Origin of the sequence: Xenorhabdus doucetiae (genome assembly GCF_000968195.1) — a bacterium.
Lineage (GTDB): Bacteria > Pseudomonadota > Gammaproteobacteria > Enterobacterales > Enterobacteriaceae > Xenorhabdus > Xenorhabdus doucetiae.
Map to the genome: position 1 here is coordinate 443,056 of NZ_FO704550.1, position 15,683 is coordinate 458,738.

General features: G+C 47.7%; 12 protein-coding genes and 2 tRNA genes. All 14 read left to right on the forward strand.

From position 1 onward, the window contains the following. The first annotated feature begins 6 nt into the window (after positions 1–6). Positions 7–1,926: an ATP-dependent zinc metalloprotease FtsH gene (gene ftsH / locus XDD1_RS02230; protein WP_045968315.1), complete on the forward strand. Its 1,920-nt coding sequence runs from the start codon at positions 7–9 to the stop codon at positions 1,924–1,926. A 64-nt stretch (positions 1,927–1,990) separates the two neighbouring features. Beyond that, positions 1,991–2,836, forward strand: a complete 846-nt coding sequence (gene folP / locus XDD1_RS02235; RefSeq protein WP_045968317.1) for a dihydropteroate synthase — start codon at positions 1,991–1,993, stop codon at positions 2,834–2,836. Between the two features lie 95 nt (positions 2,837–2,931). Then, positions 2,932–4,269, forward strand: coding sequence for a phosphoglucosamine mutase (gene glmM / locus XDD1_RS02240; protein ID WP_045968319.1), 1,338 nt, complete (start codon positions 2,932–2,934; stop codon positions 4,267–4,269). Positions 4,270–4,448: 179 nt separating this feature from the next. Further along, positions 4,449–4,787, forward strand: coding sequence for a preprotein translocase subunit SecG (gene secG / locus XDD1_RS02245; RefSeq protein ID WP_045968322.1), 339 nt, complete (start codon positions 4,449–4,451; stop codon positions 4,785–4,787). Positions 4,788–4,852: 65 nt separating this feature from the next. Continuing rightward, a tRNA-Leu gene (locus XDD1_RS02250) sits at positions 4,853–4,942 on the forward strand. Positions 4,943–5,000: 58 nt separating this feature from the next. Next, positions 5,001–5,077: transfer RNA gene (locus XDD1_RS02255), tRNA-Met, on the forward strand. 223 nt (positions 5,078–5,300) lie between these two features. Continuing rightward, complete coding sequence (rimP, locus tag XDD1_RS02260; RefSeq protein ID WP_045968323.1) at positions 5,301–5,753, forward strand: ribosome maturation factor RimP; 453 nt, start codon at positions 5,301–5,303, stop codon at positions 5,751–5,753. Between the two features lie 21 nt (positions 5,754–5,774). Then, a complete protein-coding gene (gene nusA, locus XDD1_RS02265; RefSeq protein ID WP_045968325.1) occupies positions 5,775–7,283 on the forward strand; it encodes a transcription termination factor NusA in 1,509 nt (502 codons plus the stop codon). Between the two features lie 25 nt (positions 7,284–7,308). Continuing rightward, a complete protein-coding gene (gene infB, locus XDD1_RS02270) occupies positions 7,309–10,074 on the forward strand; it encodes a translation initiation factor IF-2 (RefSeq protein ID WP_045968326.1) in 2,766 nt (921 codons plus the stop codon). Positions 10,075–10,150: 76 nt separating this feature from the next. Next, a complete protein-coding gene (rbfA, locus tag XDD1_RS02275) occupies positions 10,151–10,570 on the forward strand; it encodes a 30S ribosome-binding factor RbfA (protein WP_045968328.1) in 420 nt (139 codons plus the stop codon). Next, positions 10,570–11,523, forward strand: coding sequence for a tRNA pseudouridine(55) synthase TruB (truB, locus tag XDD1_RS02280; protein ID WP_045968330.1), 954 nt, complete (start codon positions 10,570–10,572; stop codon positions 11,521–11,523). Before rbfA ends, truB begins: the two co-directional genes overlap by 1 nt. Positions 11,524–11,762: 239 nt before the next feature. Next, a complete protein-coding gene (gene rpsO / locus XDD1_RS02285; RefSeq protein ID WP_045968331.1) occupies positions 11,763–12,032 on the forward strand; it encodes a 30S ribosomal protein S15 in 270 nt (89 codons plus the stop codon). Positions 12,033–12,290: 258 nt separating this feature from the next. After that, positions 12,291–14,429 (forward strand): polyribonucleotide nucleotidyltransferase, encoded by a 2,139-nt coding sequence (pnp, locus tag XDD1_RS02290; protein WP_045968332.1) that lies wholly within the window; start codon positions 12,291–12,293, stop codon positions 14,427–14,429. A 208-nt stretch (positions 14,430–14,637) separates the two neighbouring features. Then, positions 14,638–15,522 carry a lipoprotein NlpI gene (nlpI, locus tag XDD1_RS02295; protein ID WP_045968333.1) on the forward strand — a complete coding sequence of 295 codons (885 nt, stop codon included), beginning with the start codon at positions 14,638–14,640 and terminating at the stop codon, positions 15,520–15,522. Positions 15,523–15,683: the final 161 nt, after the last annotated feature.

The following is a 15,683-nucleotide window of genomic DNA, read 5'->3' on the forward strand; positions in this document are numbered from 1 at the left end:
AATCCCTTGAGTGACATGGCGAAAAACCTGATTCTCTGGTTAGTCATCGCAGTTGTCTTGATGTTATTGTTCCAGAGTTTTGGTCCCAGCGACTCTAGCGGTCGTCGGGTAGATTACTCTAGTTTCATCACTGAGATATCGCAGAATCAAATAAGCGAAGTACGTATTTCGGGTCGTGACATTGATTTCACTAAGAAAGACAACGGTGGAAAATACAGCACTTATATGCCGGTTCAGGATGAAAAGCTGCTGGATACCCTACTCAATAAGCAGATAAAAGTCGTTGGTGAACCGCCAGAACAACAAGGTCTGTTGGCAACCCTCTTTATTTCATGGTTCCCAATGCTACTGCTCATTGGCGTCTGGATTTTCTTTATGCGCCAAATGCAAGGTGGTGGCGGTAAAGGGGCGATGTCTTTTGGTAAAAGCAAAGCCCGGATGTTGACGGAAGATCAGATCAAAACCACGTTTGCCGATGTTGCTGGTTGTGACGAAGCAAAAGAAGAAGTGGGCGAATTGGTGGAGTATCTGCGTGAACCTGGCCGTTTCCAAAAATTGGGTGGCAAGATCCCGAAAGGCATCCTGATGGTGGGGCCGCCAGGTACGGGTAAGACATTGCTGGCGAAAGCGATTGCGGGTGAAGCGAAAGTCCCTTTCTTTACCATTTCGGGTTCTGATTTCGTTGAAATGTTTGTGGGTGTCGGTGCTTCCCGTGTTCGTGATATGTTTGAACAGGCGAAAAAAGCGGCACCGTGCATCATCTTTATTGACGAAATTGATGCAGTCGGTCGTCAGCGTGGCGCAGGTCTGGGTGGTGGACACGATGAACGTGAACAGACACTGAACCAGATGCTGGTTGAAATGGATGGCTTTGAAGGTAACGAAGGTATTATTGTTATCGCAGCGACTAACCGTCCTGATGTTCTGGACCCAGCCTTGTTACGCCCCGGCCGTTTTGACCGTCAGGTCGTGGTTGGCCTGCCGGATGTTCGTGGCCGTGAGCAAATTCTGAAAGTGCATATGCGCCGCATTCCGCTGGATACGGATATTGACGCATCAATCATTGCGCGTGGTACACCCGGTTTCTCCGGCGCAGATTTGGCTAACCTTGTGAACGAAGCCGCTTTGTTTGCTGCTCGCGGTAGCAAGCGCGTTGTTTCTATGGTTGAGTTCGAAAAAGCCAAAGATAAGATCATGATGGGCGCAGAGCGTCGTTCAATGGTGATGACGGAGGAACAGAAAGAAGCCACGGCATACCATGAAGCAGGGCATGCCATTATTGGTCGTTTGGTGCCGGAACACGATCCGGTTCATAAGGTGACGATTATTCCGCGCGGCCGTGCATTGGGTGTGACGTTCTTCTTGCCAGAGGGCGATCAGATCAGTGCAAGCCGCCAGAAATTGGAAAGCCAAGTTTCAACCTTATACGGTGGGCGGTTAGCAGAAGAAATTATCTATGGTGTAGATAATGTTTCTACTGGTGCATCCAATGATATTAAAGTGGCGACATCCATTGCGCGCAACATGGTGACCCAGTGGGGCTTCTCAGAAAAACTGGGGCCATTGCTGTATGCGGAAGAAGAAGGCGAAGTTTTCCTCGGCCGTTCAGTTGCTAAGGCAAAACATATGTCTGAAGACACTGCGCGTTTAATCGATCAGGAAGTGAAAGCTATCATCGATCGTAACTATTTACGTGCTCGTCAGATTCTGATGGATAATCTTGATATTCTTCATTCAATGAAAGATGCGTTGATGAAGTATGAAACGATTGATGCTCCTCAGATTGATGATCTGATGAATCGTACAACAGTACGTCCACCCGCAGGTTGGGACGGTGATAATAATGGCGGCAATAACAATAACCGTCATAACACATCATCTCCGCAGCAAACGTCGAAGCCTGCGGATGGAAATCCAACCACGTAACGTATTTATTTCTTAAATTAAACCCCAGGCTTGCCCTGGGGTTTTGACATTAAGGCACCTCGCGATGAAATTGACTGCCAGAGGCAGTATCCTCGATCTTTCCCGCCCACAAGTCATGGGTATTTTGAACGTGACTCCCGATTCTTTCTCTGATGGTGGTATCCATAATACCTTTGATACTGCACTGGAACATGCCGCTAGGATGATCAAAGAGGGGGCAACCATTATTGATGTAGGAGGAGAATCGACTCGCCCCGGAGCCAATGAGGTCAGTGAACAGGAAGAACTGGATCGTGTCGTTCCGGTGATTGAGGCTCTGGCACAGCGTTTCGATGCTTGGATCTCTGTGGATACCTCAAAAGCGGCTGTTATGCGGGAATCTGCCAAGGCTGGGGCACACATTATTAATGACATTCGCGCGTTGCAGGAACCCGGAGCACTTGATGCGGCAGCACAAAGTGGTTTACCGGTCTGTTTGATGCATATGCAGGGGCAACCTCGCACCATGCAGGCAGAACCCCACTATGAAGATGTTGTATCGGAAGTCAAAACATTTCTGATGCAGCGAATTGAGCGCTGTGTTGCGGCGGGTATCGCAAAAAACAGCCTGATCCTTGATCTTGGCTTCGGTTTTGGTAAGAACCTATCGCATAATTATCAGTTACTAGCTCACTTGCAAGAATTCCACTATTTGGGATTGCCTATTCTGGTGGGAATGTCACGCAAATCCATGATTGGTCAATTACTTGATGTACCACCGCAGGAGCGGGTGACAGGAAGTGTTGCTTGTGCCGTGATTGCAGCCATGAAAGGTGCCCAGATTATCCGTGTGCATGATGTCAAAGAAACCGTTCAGGCAATGAAAATCGTTTATGCAACACAGTCTGCCAACATGACCTGTACCGAATAAGGTATCTGAAAAGAATTTATGTTGATAAAAAACATGATGTCAGCAAAAAACACGCTGTGAGCAGAGAATACGTTCAGCAAAGGAAAAAGAAATTTATGAGTAACCGTAAATATTTTGGTACTGACGGTATCCGTGGCCGAGTAGGTAATAGCCCAATTACCCCTGACTTTGTATTGAAACTGGGTTGGGCTGCGGGCAAAGTGCTGGCACGTCATGGTTCTCGCAAAATCATTATTGGTAAAGATACTCGAATCTCAGGTTATATGCTGGAATCTGCGCTGGAAGCAGGATTAGCCGCAGCAGGATTATCGGCATCTTTTACCGGCCCGATGCCAACACCTGCCGTGGCCTATCTGACACGTACTTTCCGTGCAGAAGCGGGCATTGTTATTTCCGCTTCCCACAACCCTTACTACGATAACGGCATTAAATTCTTCTCCATTGATGGTACTAAATTACCTGATGATGTCGAAGAAGCGATTGAAGCAGAAATGGAAAAATCCCTGACCTGTGTGGAATCGGCTGAATTGGGGCGGGCAAACCGAATAGTTGATGCAGCGGGTCGTTATATTGAATTTTGCAAAGGGACATTCCCCAGTGAGCAAAGTTTAAATGGACTGAAAGTGGTGTTGGATTGCGCCAATGGTGCGACCTACCATATCGCCCCGAATGTTCTCAGAGAACTGGGCGCGGAGGTGATCACCATCGGTTGTGAACCGAATGGTATCAATATCAATGAAGAATGTGGTGCAACCGATGTGCGGCTGTTGCAAAAACGGGTACTGGAAGAACAGGCACACGTTGGTCTGGCATTTGATGGTGACGGTGACCGTATCATCATGGTTGATCACCTGGGCGAAAAAGTTGATGGCGATCAGATCCTGTATATCATTGCGCGTGAAGCGTTAAGGCAAGGCCAGCTACGAGGTGGCGCCGTAGGGACGCTGATGAGCAATATGGGGCTGGAGTTGGCCCTGAAACAGCTTGGCATCCCATTTGAACGCGCGAAAGTCGGTGATCGCTATGTGCTGGAGAAATTGCAAGAAAAAGGCTGGCGTTTGGGTGCCGAAAACTCAGGTCATGTGATTTTGCTGGACAAAACCACCACCGGGGACGGAATTGTTGCCGGATTACAAGTCTTGAGTGCCATGGTGCGCAATAATATGAGCCTGCATGACCTGTGCAGCGGCATGAAACTTTTGCCGCAAATTTTGGTTAACGTTCGCTTTACGGGGAATATCGATCCCCTGCAATCAGAATCAGTGCTTGAAGCCGTAAATTCCGTTGAGGCGGAATTAAATGGCCGTGGTCGTGTTCTGCTGCGTAAATCAGGGACAGAACCATTGATTCGCGTCATGGTGGAAGGCGAAGATGAAGAGCAAGTCACCGCATTGGCGCATCGTATTGCTGATGCGGTGAAAAAAGCAGGTTGATTTGTTGATTTTTTGCCCGAACAGCGCCAGTATTTAAAATTAATCTTGCGTGTCTGATACGCTTTGGTTAGTATTCACACCCGCTCAATAAGTTAATTTTTCTAATTTTGTGAGCGGGTGATGCAATATAACGTCGCTACGAAATTGTGGTAAACCCCACGAGGAAACGGGTACAACATATGTATGAAGCTCTTTTAGGTATATTCTTGCTGGTTGGTATCGGGCTAATCGCTCTGGTTCTGCTACAGCAGGGTAAAGGTGCTGATATGGGTGCTTCTTTCGGTGCGGGTGCATCTAACACGCTGTTCGGTTCATCAGGTTCCGGTAACTTCATGACCCGCATGACGGCTGTTTTTGCCACGCTGTTTATTGTTATCAGTCTGATTCTAGGTAACATGACTAGCAATAAAACGGGTTCCGGCAGCAAATGGGATAGCCTTGTCGAACCGGTAAAAGTTGAAAAACAGACAGAAGTTCCGGCAACGCCAGCAAAACCCAATAGCGATATCCCGCAGTAACATTCAGTAACAGAATTGAAATAGGGTTGTTGATTTTAACAGAATAACAGTCCTATAAAATCAGTGCCGAGGTGGTGAAATTGGTATACACGCTACCTTGAGGTGGTAGTGCCTAAACAACGGGCGTACGGGTTCAAGTCCCGTCCTCGGCACCATTAATCTAGAAACTTGCGTTTTTAGGATTATCAGCGTAAGATTTGCCACGTTTTCGAACGCGGGATGGAGCAGCATGGTAGCTCGTCGGGCTCATAACCCGAAGGTCGTCGGTTCAAATCCGGCTCCCGCAACCACTTCTTAATAACATGTACCTTTTCAGCAGTCATCTTCAGCAGCCATTGAAATATCTATCCTGATTTGACAGGTTGCTTTGAAAGGTATACAAAGAAGCTGGTTGAGACCGCTGGCAGTAAACAGGGTCCAGTTGCATAAAGCCCCGAGTATCGGGGTTTTTTGTTATTTGACAGCAGAATTACTGGGCTAATATAGCCCTTTTTTTATGTCTTGGGGGTGGGCTTGTCCACATTAGAGCAAAAATTAACAGAGATAATTTCAGCACCAGTTGAAGCTTTGGGTTTTGAATTAGTTGGCCTGGAGTTTATTCGCGCTCGTGTATCAACGCTGCGGGTCTATATCGATAGTGAGGAGGGTATCACTGTTGATAATTGTGCTGATGTTAGCCACCAGGTCAGTGCAGTGCTTGATGTTGAAGATCCGGTTCCAGGGCTTTATAACCTGGAAATATCTTCACCAGGGCTTGAGCGTCCACTGTTTAAGGCTGAACATTACCAGCGTTTTATCGGTGAAGAAGTCAATTTGATGTTACGCATGGCAATGCAGAACCGTCGCAAATGGAAAGGTATCATCAAGGCTGTTGATGGTGAAATGATTACGGTTGCGGTGGATGGCAAAGACGAAGTGTTCGCACTGAGCAACATCCAGAAAGCGAACCTGGTACCCCACTTTTAAAGTTCGGATGAGGCAACTAGGATGAATAAAGAAATTCTGGCTGTTGTGGAAGCGGTTTCTAATGAAAAATCACTCCCTCGCGAAAAAATCTTCGAAGCATTAGAGATTGCGCTGGCGACAGCCACCAAGAAAAAGTATGAGCAGGAGATCGACGTTCGCGTCTGCATCGATCGTAAATCAGGTGATTTTGATACCTTCCGTCGCTGGATAGCGGTAGACGAAGTGACTCAACCAACGCGCGAAATCACACTGGAAGCTGCAAAATTTGAAGACCCAGAAATTGAACTGGGTGGTTATATCGAAGATCAAATTGAATCAGTCACTTTTGACCGTATTACGACCCAGACGGCAAAACAGGTTATCGTACAAAAAGTCCGTGAAGCTGAACGTGCGATGGTTGTTGATCAATTCCGTGAACAACAGGGCGAAATTGTGACCGGTCAGGTCAAAAAAGTGAACCGTGAAAATATTACCTTGGATTTAGGTAATAATGCCGAAGCGGTTATTTTACGTGAAGACATGTTGCCACGGGAAAACTTCCGTCCAGGTGACCGCGTGCGCGGTGTTCTGTATGATGTTCGCCCAGAAGCACGTGGTGCACAGCTTTTTATCACTCGCTCTCGCCCAGAGATGCTGGTTGAACTGTTCCGTATTGAGGTGCCTGAGATTGGTGAAGAGATCATTGAGATCAAAGCGGCTGCCCGTGATCCGGGTTCCCGTGCCAAGATCGCAGTGAAAACCAACGACAAGCGTATTGATCCTGTTGGTGCTTGTGTCGGTATGCGTGGTGCAAGGGTTCAGGCCGTTTCCAGTGAGTTGGGCGGTGAAAGAATTGACATCGTGCTGTGGGACGATAACCCTGCGCAGTTTGTCATTAATGCTATGGCTCCGGCGGATGTTGCATCGATTGTGGTGGACGAAGACAACTGCACAATGGATGTTGCCGTAGAAAACAGTAATCTTGCTCAGGCGATTGGGCGTAATGGCCAAAACGTTCGTTTGGCGGCGCAACTGTTGAAAAAGCATCGTGGTGATGACACGTGGGAACTGAATGTCATGACTGCGGAGGAGCTACAAGCAAAACATCAGGCAGAAGCTCATGCTTCTATTGATACATTTACTAAGCATCTCGACATTGATGAAGATTTCGCCACTGTATTAGTTGAGGAAGGTTTCTCTACACTGGAAGAGCTGGCTTACGTGCCAATCAATGAACTTCTGGCAGTAGAAGGCCTTGATGAAGAAACTGTTGAAGTTCTTCGTGAACGCGCTAAAGCGGCCTTAACGACGCTGGAACTGGCTCAGAAAGAGAGCCTTGGTGATCAGCAACCTGCCGAAGATTTATTGAATCTGCCTGGCATGGAGCGTACTTTGGCGTTTGACCTGGCTGTCCGTGGCATCTGTACTCTGGAAGATCTTGCAGAACAGGGTATCGACGACTTATCTGATATCGAAGGACTGAATGATGAGCAAGCAGGAGAACTCATTATGGCAGCCCGTAATATCTGTTGGTTTGGCGATGATGCATAAATAAACTGTAGCAGGAAGGAACAGAATGACAGAGGTAACCGTAAAATTACTGGCAGAAGAGATCCAGACATCGGTAGAACGTCTAATCCAGCAATTTGCTGATGCTGGCATTCAGAAAACCGCAACTGACTCTGTTTCCCAGAAAGAAAAAGAAGCTTTGCTGGCCTACCTGAACCGCGAACAAGGCGGTTCTGGCGGTCAGCCGGGTAAATTAACACTACAGCGTAAAACACGCAGTACACTGAACGTTCCTGGCACCGGTGGCAAAAGTAAATCGGTAGCGATTGAAGTCCGCAAAAAACGCACATATGTAAACCGCGATGCCGAACAGGTTAACGCGGAAGAGCAGGCGAGGCGTGAAGCGGAAGAGCAAGCTCGGCGCGAGGCAGAAGAGAAGGCGCGGCTTGAAGCTGAAGCGAAAAAACTCGCGGAAGAGCAAGCTAAACGTGAAGCCGAAGAAAAGGCAAAACGTGAAGCAGAAGAGAGCGCTCGACGTGTAGCAGAAGAAAAAGCCAAGCGTGAAGAGGCTAAACTGCCTCAGCGTGAGGCGGCGGAAAAAGAAAAAGTGACTAAGCAACATACCGAAAACAAACCAAAATCAGTTCAGACTCATCCTGCTGCGCAAAACGAAAAAGCGCGTCGTGAAGCTGAAGCTGCAAATTTAAAACGCAAAGCTGAAGAAGAAGTTCGCCGTAAGGTGGAAGAGGAAGCAAAGCGTGTTGCAGAAGAAGCACGTCGAATGGCAGAAGAGAATAAAGACAAATGGTCTGAAAATTCTGATACTAATGACAATAGTGACTACCACATAACCACTTCCCGCTATGCTCGTGATGCGGAAGATGAAAATGACGCCAAAGTAGAAGGCGATCGTCGTTCCCGCTCCCGTGGTGGCAAATCCCGCCAGAAGAAGAATAACAAACATTCTGAATCGAAAGCTGATCGCGAAGAAGCGCGTGCAGTGGGTCGTACCAAAGGTAAACAACGTAAACCTAGCACCTTACAGCAGAGCTTCACGAAACCGGTTGTTGCCGTTAACCGTGACGTTGTGATTGGTGAGACAATTACGGTTGCTGAATTGGCTAACAAAATGGCCGTCAAAGGTGCCCAGGTCATTAAGACGATGATGAACATGGGCGCCATGGTCACCATCAACCAAGTGATCGACCAAGAAACAGCACAGATGGTTGCTGAAGAAATGGGGCACAAAGTTATCCTGCGTCGTGAAAACGAGCTGGAAGAAGCGCTGATGAGCGATCGTGATACCGGTGAAACACTGGCAGAATCTCGTGCGCCAGTTGTTACCATCATGGGTCACGTTGACCACGGTAAAACTTCCCTGTTGGATTATATCCGTTCCACGAAAGTGGCTTCTGGAGAGGCGGGTGGCATTACCCAGCACATTGGTGCATACCATGTGAAAACTGAAAAAGGCATGATCACCTTCCTGGATACCCCAGGCCATGCTGCGTTTACCTCCATGCGTGCCCGTGGTGCGAAAGCAACAGATATCGTTGTTCTGGTTGTAGCGGCAGATGATGGCGTGATGCCTCAGACCATAGAAGCTATCCAGCATGCTAAAGCGGCCAACGTACCGGTTGTTGTTGCGGTGAACAAGATCGATAAGCCAGAAGCTGATCCGGATCGCGTGAAGACTGAATTGTCGCAATACGGCATCATGCCAGAGGATTGGGGCGGTGAAAACCAGTTCATCAATGTGTCTGCCAAAGCAGGTACGGGGATTGATGAATTGCTGGAAGCTATCTTGCTTCAGGCTGAAGTCCTTGAACTGAACGCGGTACGTACCGGCATGGCAAATGGTGTGGTCATTGAATCCTTCTTGGATAAAGGCCGTGGCCCAGTGGCAACCATTCTGGTTCAATCCGGTACTCTGAACAAAGGCGATATCGTTCTGTGTGGCTTCGAATATGGCCGTATCCGTGCGATGCGTAACGAACTTGGCCGTGAAGTGACCTCCGCTGGCCCATCTATCCCAGTGGAAATTTTGGGTCTGTCCAATGTTCCTTCTGCGGGTGATGAAGCGACAGTAGTGCGTGACGAGAAAAAAGCGCGTGAAGTGGCCTTGTATCGTCAGGGTAAATTCCGTGAAGTGAAATTAGCTCGTCAGCATAAGGCTAAACTGGAAAATATCTTCGCCAGCATGGAAGAAGGTAAGGTCTCTGAGCTGAACATCGTTCTGAAAACCGATGTTCAGGGTACCTGTGAAGCTATTTGTGACGCGTTGCTGAAACTGTCAACTGATGAAGTGAAAGTGAAAATCATCGGTTCTGGTGTCGGTGGTATCACCGAAACTGATGCAACATTGGCAGCGGCATCTAACGCCATTATTCTGGGCTTCAACGTTCGTGCTGATGCATCTGCCCGTCGTATCATCGAAAACGAAAGTCTGGATCTGCGTTACTACTCGGTTATCTATAACCTGATTGATGAGATCAAACAGGCGATGAGCGGAATGCTGGCACCAGAATACAAACAGCAGATCATGGGTCTTGCCGAAGTTCGTGACGTCTTCAAGTCACCGAAGTTTGGTGCCGTGGCGGGTTGTATGGTGACAGAAGGTTCTATCAAGCGTAATAACCCGATCCGCGTACTGCGTGATAACGTTGTTATTTACGAAGGTGAACTGGAATCCCTGCGTCGCTTTAAAGATGACGTTAACGAAGTCCGTAATGGTATGGAATGTGGTATCGGTGTGAAGAACTACAATGATGTTCGCGTTGGCGACATGATTGAAGTCTTTGAAGTGATTGAAATCAAACGCTCCATCGATTAATACCCTTATTGATACCCAATAGATTCATTCCATTCTTGGGGGGCTTATGCCCCCCAAAATGTCAGGAGAGAAAACAATGGCAAGAGAATTTAGTCGTACTCAGCGCGTTGCACAGGAAATGCAAAAAGAAATTGCCATCATCTTACAGCGTGAAGTCAAAGATCCCCGTATCGGCATGGCGACAGTCTCTGGTGTTGAAGTTTCCCGCGATCTGGCTTATGCCAAAGTATTTGTTACCTTTCTGAATGTGCTGGTTGAAGGGCATGATTCAGATAGAGTTGAAGTGGGTATTAAGGCATTGAACGAAGCCTCTGGTTTTATTCGTTCCCTGCTAGGTAAAGCGATGCGCTTGCGTGTCATTCCTGAGCTGACATTCTCTTATGACAGTTCGTTGGTGGAAGGGATGCGGATGTCGAATTTAGTCAGTAATGTGGTTAAAAACGATGAGAGGCGTCGCGCATCTGCGGATCACGCGGATCATGATGAGGAAAAGTGATGGGGCGCCGTCGTAAAGGCCGTGCGATACACGGTGTGCTGTTGCTGGATAAGCCGCAGGAAATTTCCTCCAATGATGCGTTACAGAAAGTCAGGCGGATTTTCAATGCCAGCAAGGCGGGTCATACGGGTGCGCTGGACCCATTAGCAACCGGCATGTTGCCGATTTGCCTTGGTGAAGCGACCAAATTTTCCCAATTTTTGCTGGATTCTGACAAACGCTATCGTGTGATTGCCCGTTTGGGGCAGCGCACGGATACGTCGGATTCACATGGAACCCTCATCAGTGAACGTGAAGTCAACATCACTGAACCTCAGCTTCATGCGGCATTGGATACATTCCGTGGTGACACTATGCAGGTTCCTTCCATGTATTCTGCATTGAAACATCAGGGGAAACCGCTATACGAATATGCCCGTCAGGGGGTTAACGTTGAGCGGGAAGCGCGTCCGATCACGGTTTATGAATTACAATTCATTCGCTGGGAAGGGAATGAGCTGGAATTGGAAATACACTGCTCCAAGGGCACTTACATTCGTACCATCATTGATGATTTAGGGGAATTATTGGGCTGCGGCGCGCATGTCATTTATCTGCGTCGTTTACAGGTTGCCAATTATCCTCACCAAAGAATGGTCACATTGGAGCAGTTGCAGGAATTAAAACAACAGGCTGAAGATCAGGAAATTGAGGCGTGGGAATTGCTTGATCCCTTGTTGCTGCCCATGGATACCGCCGTTACCCATTTTCCTGTTATCCACTTAACTTCTGTGGTCGCCTCGTACTTCAAACAAGGCCAACCTGTTCGAAGTAACCATAATTTGGCTTCGAATGAATGGGTGAGGGTTACCGCAGGAGAGGAAAATAAATTCATCGGCATTGCCGTGATTGATGAAGATGGATTAGTGGCACCACGCCGGCTGGTTGTTGAAACTGTTGTTGAAACTGAATAGCGGTTGAAATAAATAGCTGTAAAAAACAAATGGCTGTTAAAAACAAACAGTTGTTGAAATCGATAATGATAGCAACAGACAAGGAATTTGGAGCAGGTAATTTGAGTTGGGGCACAAAATGGCGGCGATTGTGCTGTCTTGCGCTTCACTTATTTGCAGCGTAGAATACCGCGTCTACACGAGTTGCTGAATTAGAGATCGGCACTTGTCATTTTAAATTACATAATTGGAGTTATACTATGTCTCTAAGTACTGCTGCAAAGGCGCAGATTATTGCTGAATTTGGTCGCGGCACTAACGACAGTGGTTCCAGCGAAGTTCAGATCGCACTGCTGACTACTGACATCAACCAGCTGCAAGGCCACTTTGCAGAGCACAAAAAAGATCACCACAGCCGTCGTGGTCTGCTGAGAAAGGTTGCACAGCGTCGTAAGCTGCTGAACTACCTGAAGCGTAAAGATTTAGCACGCTATACTGCTCTGATTGAGCGTCTGGGACTGCGTCGCTAATTGATGAGTTTCAGTGGAAAGGGGCCTAATCGGCCCCTTTTCTTCTAAGAAACGGAATTGATACAAACAGTATTGAGAAATTTAACCACTGTTTTTACCGTTTCTAAAATTTGAACCTCTTCCGCTACAGTGACTCGCGCGGCTAATGAGAGTCCTTAAAGGAGTAAGCACTGTCATTAGTCGTGAGGGTGTAGCAAGAAGAGAAACGCTATTGTTGTCTCTTTCTTAAAGCGGCAACACCAACAAAGGAAAATTATTTTGCTGAATCCGATTGTTCGTAAATTTCAGTATGGTCAACACACGGTGACCATCGAAACTGGCATGATGGCTCGTCAGGCGACAGCAGCCGTTATGGTAAATATGGATGACACAGCGGTATTTGTCACCGTTGTCGGTCAAAAGAAAGTCAAAGCAGGTCAGGATTTCTTCCCTCTGACCGTTAACTATCAGGAGCGTACTTACGCTGCTGGCCGTATTCCGGGAAGTTTCTTTCGCCGCGAAGGCCGTCCGGGCGAAGGCGAAACCTTAGTTGCCCGTCTTATCGACCGCCCTCTGCGCCCTCTGTTCCCAGAAGGTTTCTTGAACGAAGTTCAAATCATTGCGACAGTCGTTTCTGTTAACCCACAGGTCAACCCTGATGTCGTTGCGATGATTGGCTCCTCTGCTGCCTTGGCACTGTCTGGTATTCCATTCAATGGCCCAATTGGTGCTGCACGTGTTGGCTACATCAACGACCAGTACGTACTGAACCCAACCAGTGATGAGCTGAAACACAGCCGTCTGGATCTGGTGGTTGCAGGTACAGAAGGTGCGGTACTGATGGTCGAATCCGAAGCCGATTTGCTGACTGAAGAGCAAATGTTGGGTGCGGTTGTGTTTGGTCACGAGCAACAACAGATTGTGATTGATAACATCAATGCACTGGCGGCTGAAGCCGGTAAAGAAAAATGGGATTGGTCACCAGAGCCGGTTAACCAGCCTCTGCACGCCCGTGTTGCAGAACTGGCGGAAAGCCGTCTGGGTGATGCTTATCGCATTACTGAGAAGCAGGAACGTTACGCTCAGGTTGATATCATCAAAGAAGAAGTGACTGCGGCTATTCTGGCAGAATCTGCGGAAAAAGGCGTTGAACTGGCAGAATCAGACATTCTTGATGTTCTCTCCGGTCTGGAAAAAGACGTGGTTCGTAGCCGTGTCCTGCGTGGTGAACCGCGTATTGATGGCCGTGAAAAAGACATGGTGCGTGCTTTGGATGTTCGCACTGGCGTACTGCCACGTACTCATGGTTCCTCCCTGTTTACCCGTGGTGAAACTCAGGCACTGGTGTCTGCAACACTGGGCACCGAGCGCGATGCTCAGGTTATCGATGAACTGATGGGTGAGCGTACTGATCGCTTCCTGTTCCACTATAACTTCCCTCCATACTCTGTCGGTGAAACAGGCATGGTCGGTTCACCAAAACGTCGTGAAATTGGTCATGGTCGTCTGGCGAAACGAGGTGTATTGGCGGTAATGCCAAGTGCCAATGAATTCCCGTATACCGTTCGCGTCGTGTCTGAAATCACGGAATCCAACGGCTCTTCCTCAATGGCTTCTGTCTGTGGTGCGTCACTGGCACTGATGGATGCCGGTGTGCCCATTAAGGCTGCTGTTGCCGGTATTGCGATGGGGCTGGTGAAAGAAGGGGATAACTTTGTGGTTCTGTCTGACATTCTGGGTGATGAAGATCATCTGGGCGACATGGACTTTAAAGTTGCGGGTAGCCGTGATGGTGTCAGCGCATTGCAAATGGACATCAAAATTGAAGGTATTACCCGTGAAATCATGCAGGTTGCCCTGAATCAGGCCAAAGGTGCCCGTCTGCACATCCTGAATGTGATGGAGCAAGCCATTCATAGCCCACGCAACGATATTTCTCAATTTGCCCCACGTATCCACACTATCAAGATCAATCCAGACAAGATCAAAGATGTGATCGGTAAAGGGGGTTCCGTGATCCGTGCATTGACGGAAGAAACCGGTACAACCATTGAAATTGAAGACGATGGTACCGTGAAGATTGCAGCGACGGACGGTGATAAAGCGCGTCATGCTATCCGCCGTATCGAAGAAATCACGGCAGAAGTTGAAGTAGGCCGTATTTATGCCGGCAAAGTGACCCGTATCGTTGATTTTGGCGCATTTGTTGCTATCGGCGGCGGTAAAGAAGGGCTGGTACACATTTCTCAGATCGCGGAAAAACGGGTGGAGAAAGTCACTGATTATCTGCAACTTGGCCAAGAAGTGCCGGTAAAAGTGCTGGAAATTGACCGTCAGGGTCGTATCCGCCTGAGCATGAAAGAAGCGGTGATTGCGACGGCTGAAACACAACAGTTACCAGAATCATCAGTAGAATAAATTTGACGTAAAGCGCGGCGTCCTGTAAAAAGGGCGCCGTTTATCTCAATAGATTTTGAGTTGTTGTGTTTGTCGTCGCGTTTGTTATCGCTTGGCAATAGCTTGGAAGATGAGAGAGAAAGTCAATTTTGGGCAGGAAGCCTGAAATTATACAATGTGGGTGGAGTAACAGGGCATTCTGATTGATGTCTGACTTCGGGAGTGGGAAATGAATTCTTTTCTGCGCTGGTGTTATGTTGCGGCTATTTTTTTCCTTGTGGGATGTAGCAGCACGGGGTGGCGTAAAAACGAAGTTATTGCTATTCCATTACAACCGACATTGCAACAAGAGGTTATCCTGGCCCGCATGGAACAAATACTTGCGAGTCGGTCACTTACGGAAGATGAGTATGCACAGCTTTTATATGAGCGCGGTGTACTGTATGATAGCCTCGGGCTGAGGGCACTGGCGCAGAATGATTTTTCAGTGGCTTTGTCTATCCGTCCTGATATTCCTGAAATTTTTAATTATCTGGGAATTTATTTTACGCAGGCAGGCAATTTTGATTCTGCCTATGAAGCGTTTGATTCTGTTTTAGAACTTGATCCAACTTACAATTACGCGCGAATGAATCGTGGCATTTCACTGTACTACGGTGGCCGCTATCAATTAGCGCAGGATGATCTGCAGGCGTTTTATCAAGACGATCCAAATGATCCCTTCCGTTCGTTGTGGTTGTACCTTGTGGAAGAAAAAATTGATCCTAAGGTTGCAATGACGCATTTGTCACACCATTTTGACAAAGCGAACCGGGGGCGATGGGGCTGGAATATCGTTGAATTCTATTTGGGTAAAATCAGTGAAAACACACTGATGGAGCGCCTGAAACAGGGTTCAGCAGATAACACTTCGCTCGCTGAGCATCTCAGTGAAACTGACTTCTATTTAGGTAAACATTACCTAAGTCTGGGGGATGAGGATAACGCAGTTGCGTTATTCAAGCTGACGGTCGCTAACAATGTGCATAACTTTGTTGAGCACCGCTACGCATTGTTGGAATTGGCGCTATTAGGCCAAAAACAAGATGATTTATCGGAATCGAACCAACAATAGCTGACGAACATTTTCACGACAGATTTTAAAGTCCACATCTTTAGAGGTGGGGGCTTGTTTGTTCGTTTAATAACATAATTTGAGCCAGTTCACATTTTAAATGAAAATGACAGAAATTCTTTTCACTGTGTTATGTAGACTGGCCGCCACGATCAATGAGG

What these genes read in the sequence shown, in the direction of transcription:
- nlpI (WP_045968333.1), top strand. Translation starts at nt 14,638, where the DNA reads ATGAATTCTTTTCTGCGCTGGTGTTATGTTGCGGCTATTTTTTTCCTT.
- glmM (WP_045968319.1), top strand. Translation starts at nt 2,932, where the DNA reads ATGAGTAACCGTAAATATTTTGGTACTGACGGTATCCGTGGCCGAGTA.
- truB (WP_045968330.1), top strand. Translation starts at nt 10,570, where the DNA reads ATGGGGCGCCGTCGTAAAGGCCGTGCGATACACGGTGTGCTGTTGCTG.
- nusA (WP_045968325.1), top strand. Translation starts at nt 5,775, where the DNA reads ATGAATAAAGAAATTCTGGCTGTTGTGGAAGCGGTTTCTAATGAAAAA.
- folP (WP_045968317.1), top strand. Translation starts at nt 1,991, where the DNA reads ATGAAATTGACTGCCAGAGGCAGTATCCTCGATCTTTCCCGCCCACAA.
- infB (WP_045968326.1), top strand. Translation starts at nt 7,309, where the DNA reads ATGACAGAGGTAACCGTAAAATTACTGGCAGAAGAGATCCAGACATCG.
- secG (WP_045968322.1), top strand. Translation starts at nt 4,449, where the DNA reads ATGTATGAAGCTCTTTTAGGTATATTCTTGCTGGTTGGTATCGGGCTA.
- rpsO (WP_045968331.1), top strand. Translation starts at nt 11,763, where the DNA reads ATGTCTCTAAGTACTGCTGCAAAGGCGCAGATTATTGCTGAATTTGGT.
- rbfA (WP_045968328.1), top strand. Translation starts at nt 10,151, where the DNA reads ATGGCAAGAGAATTTAGTCGTACTCAGCGCGTTGCACAGGAAATGCAA.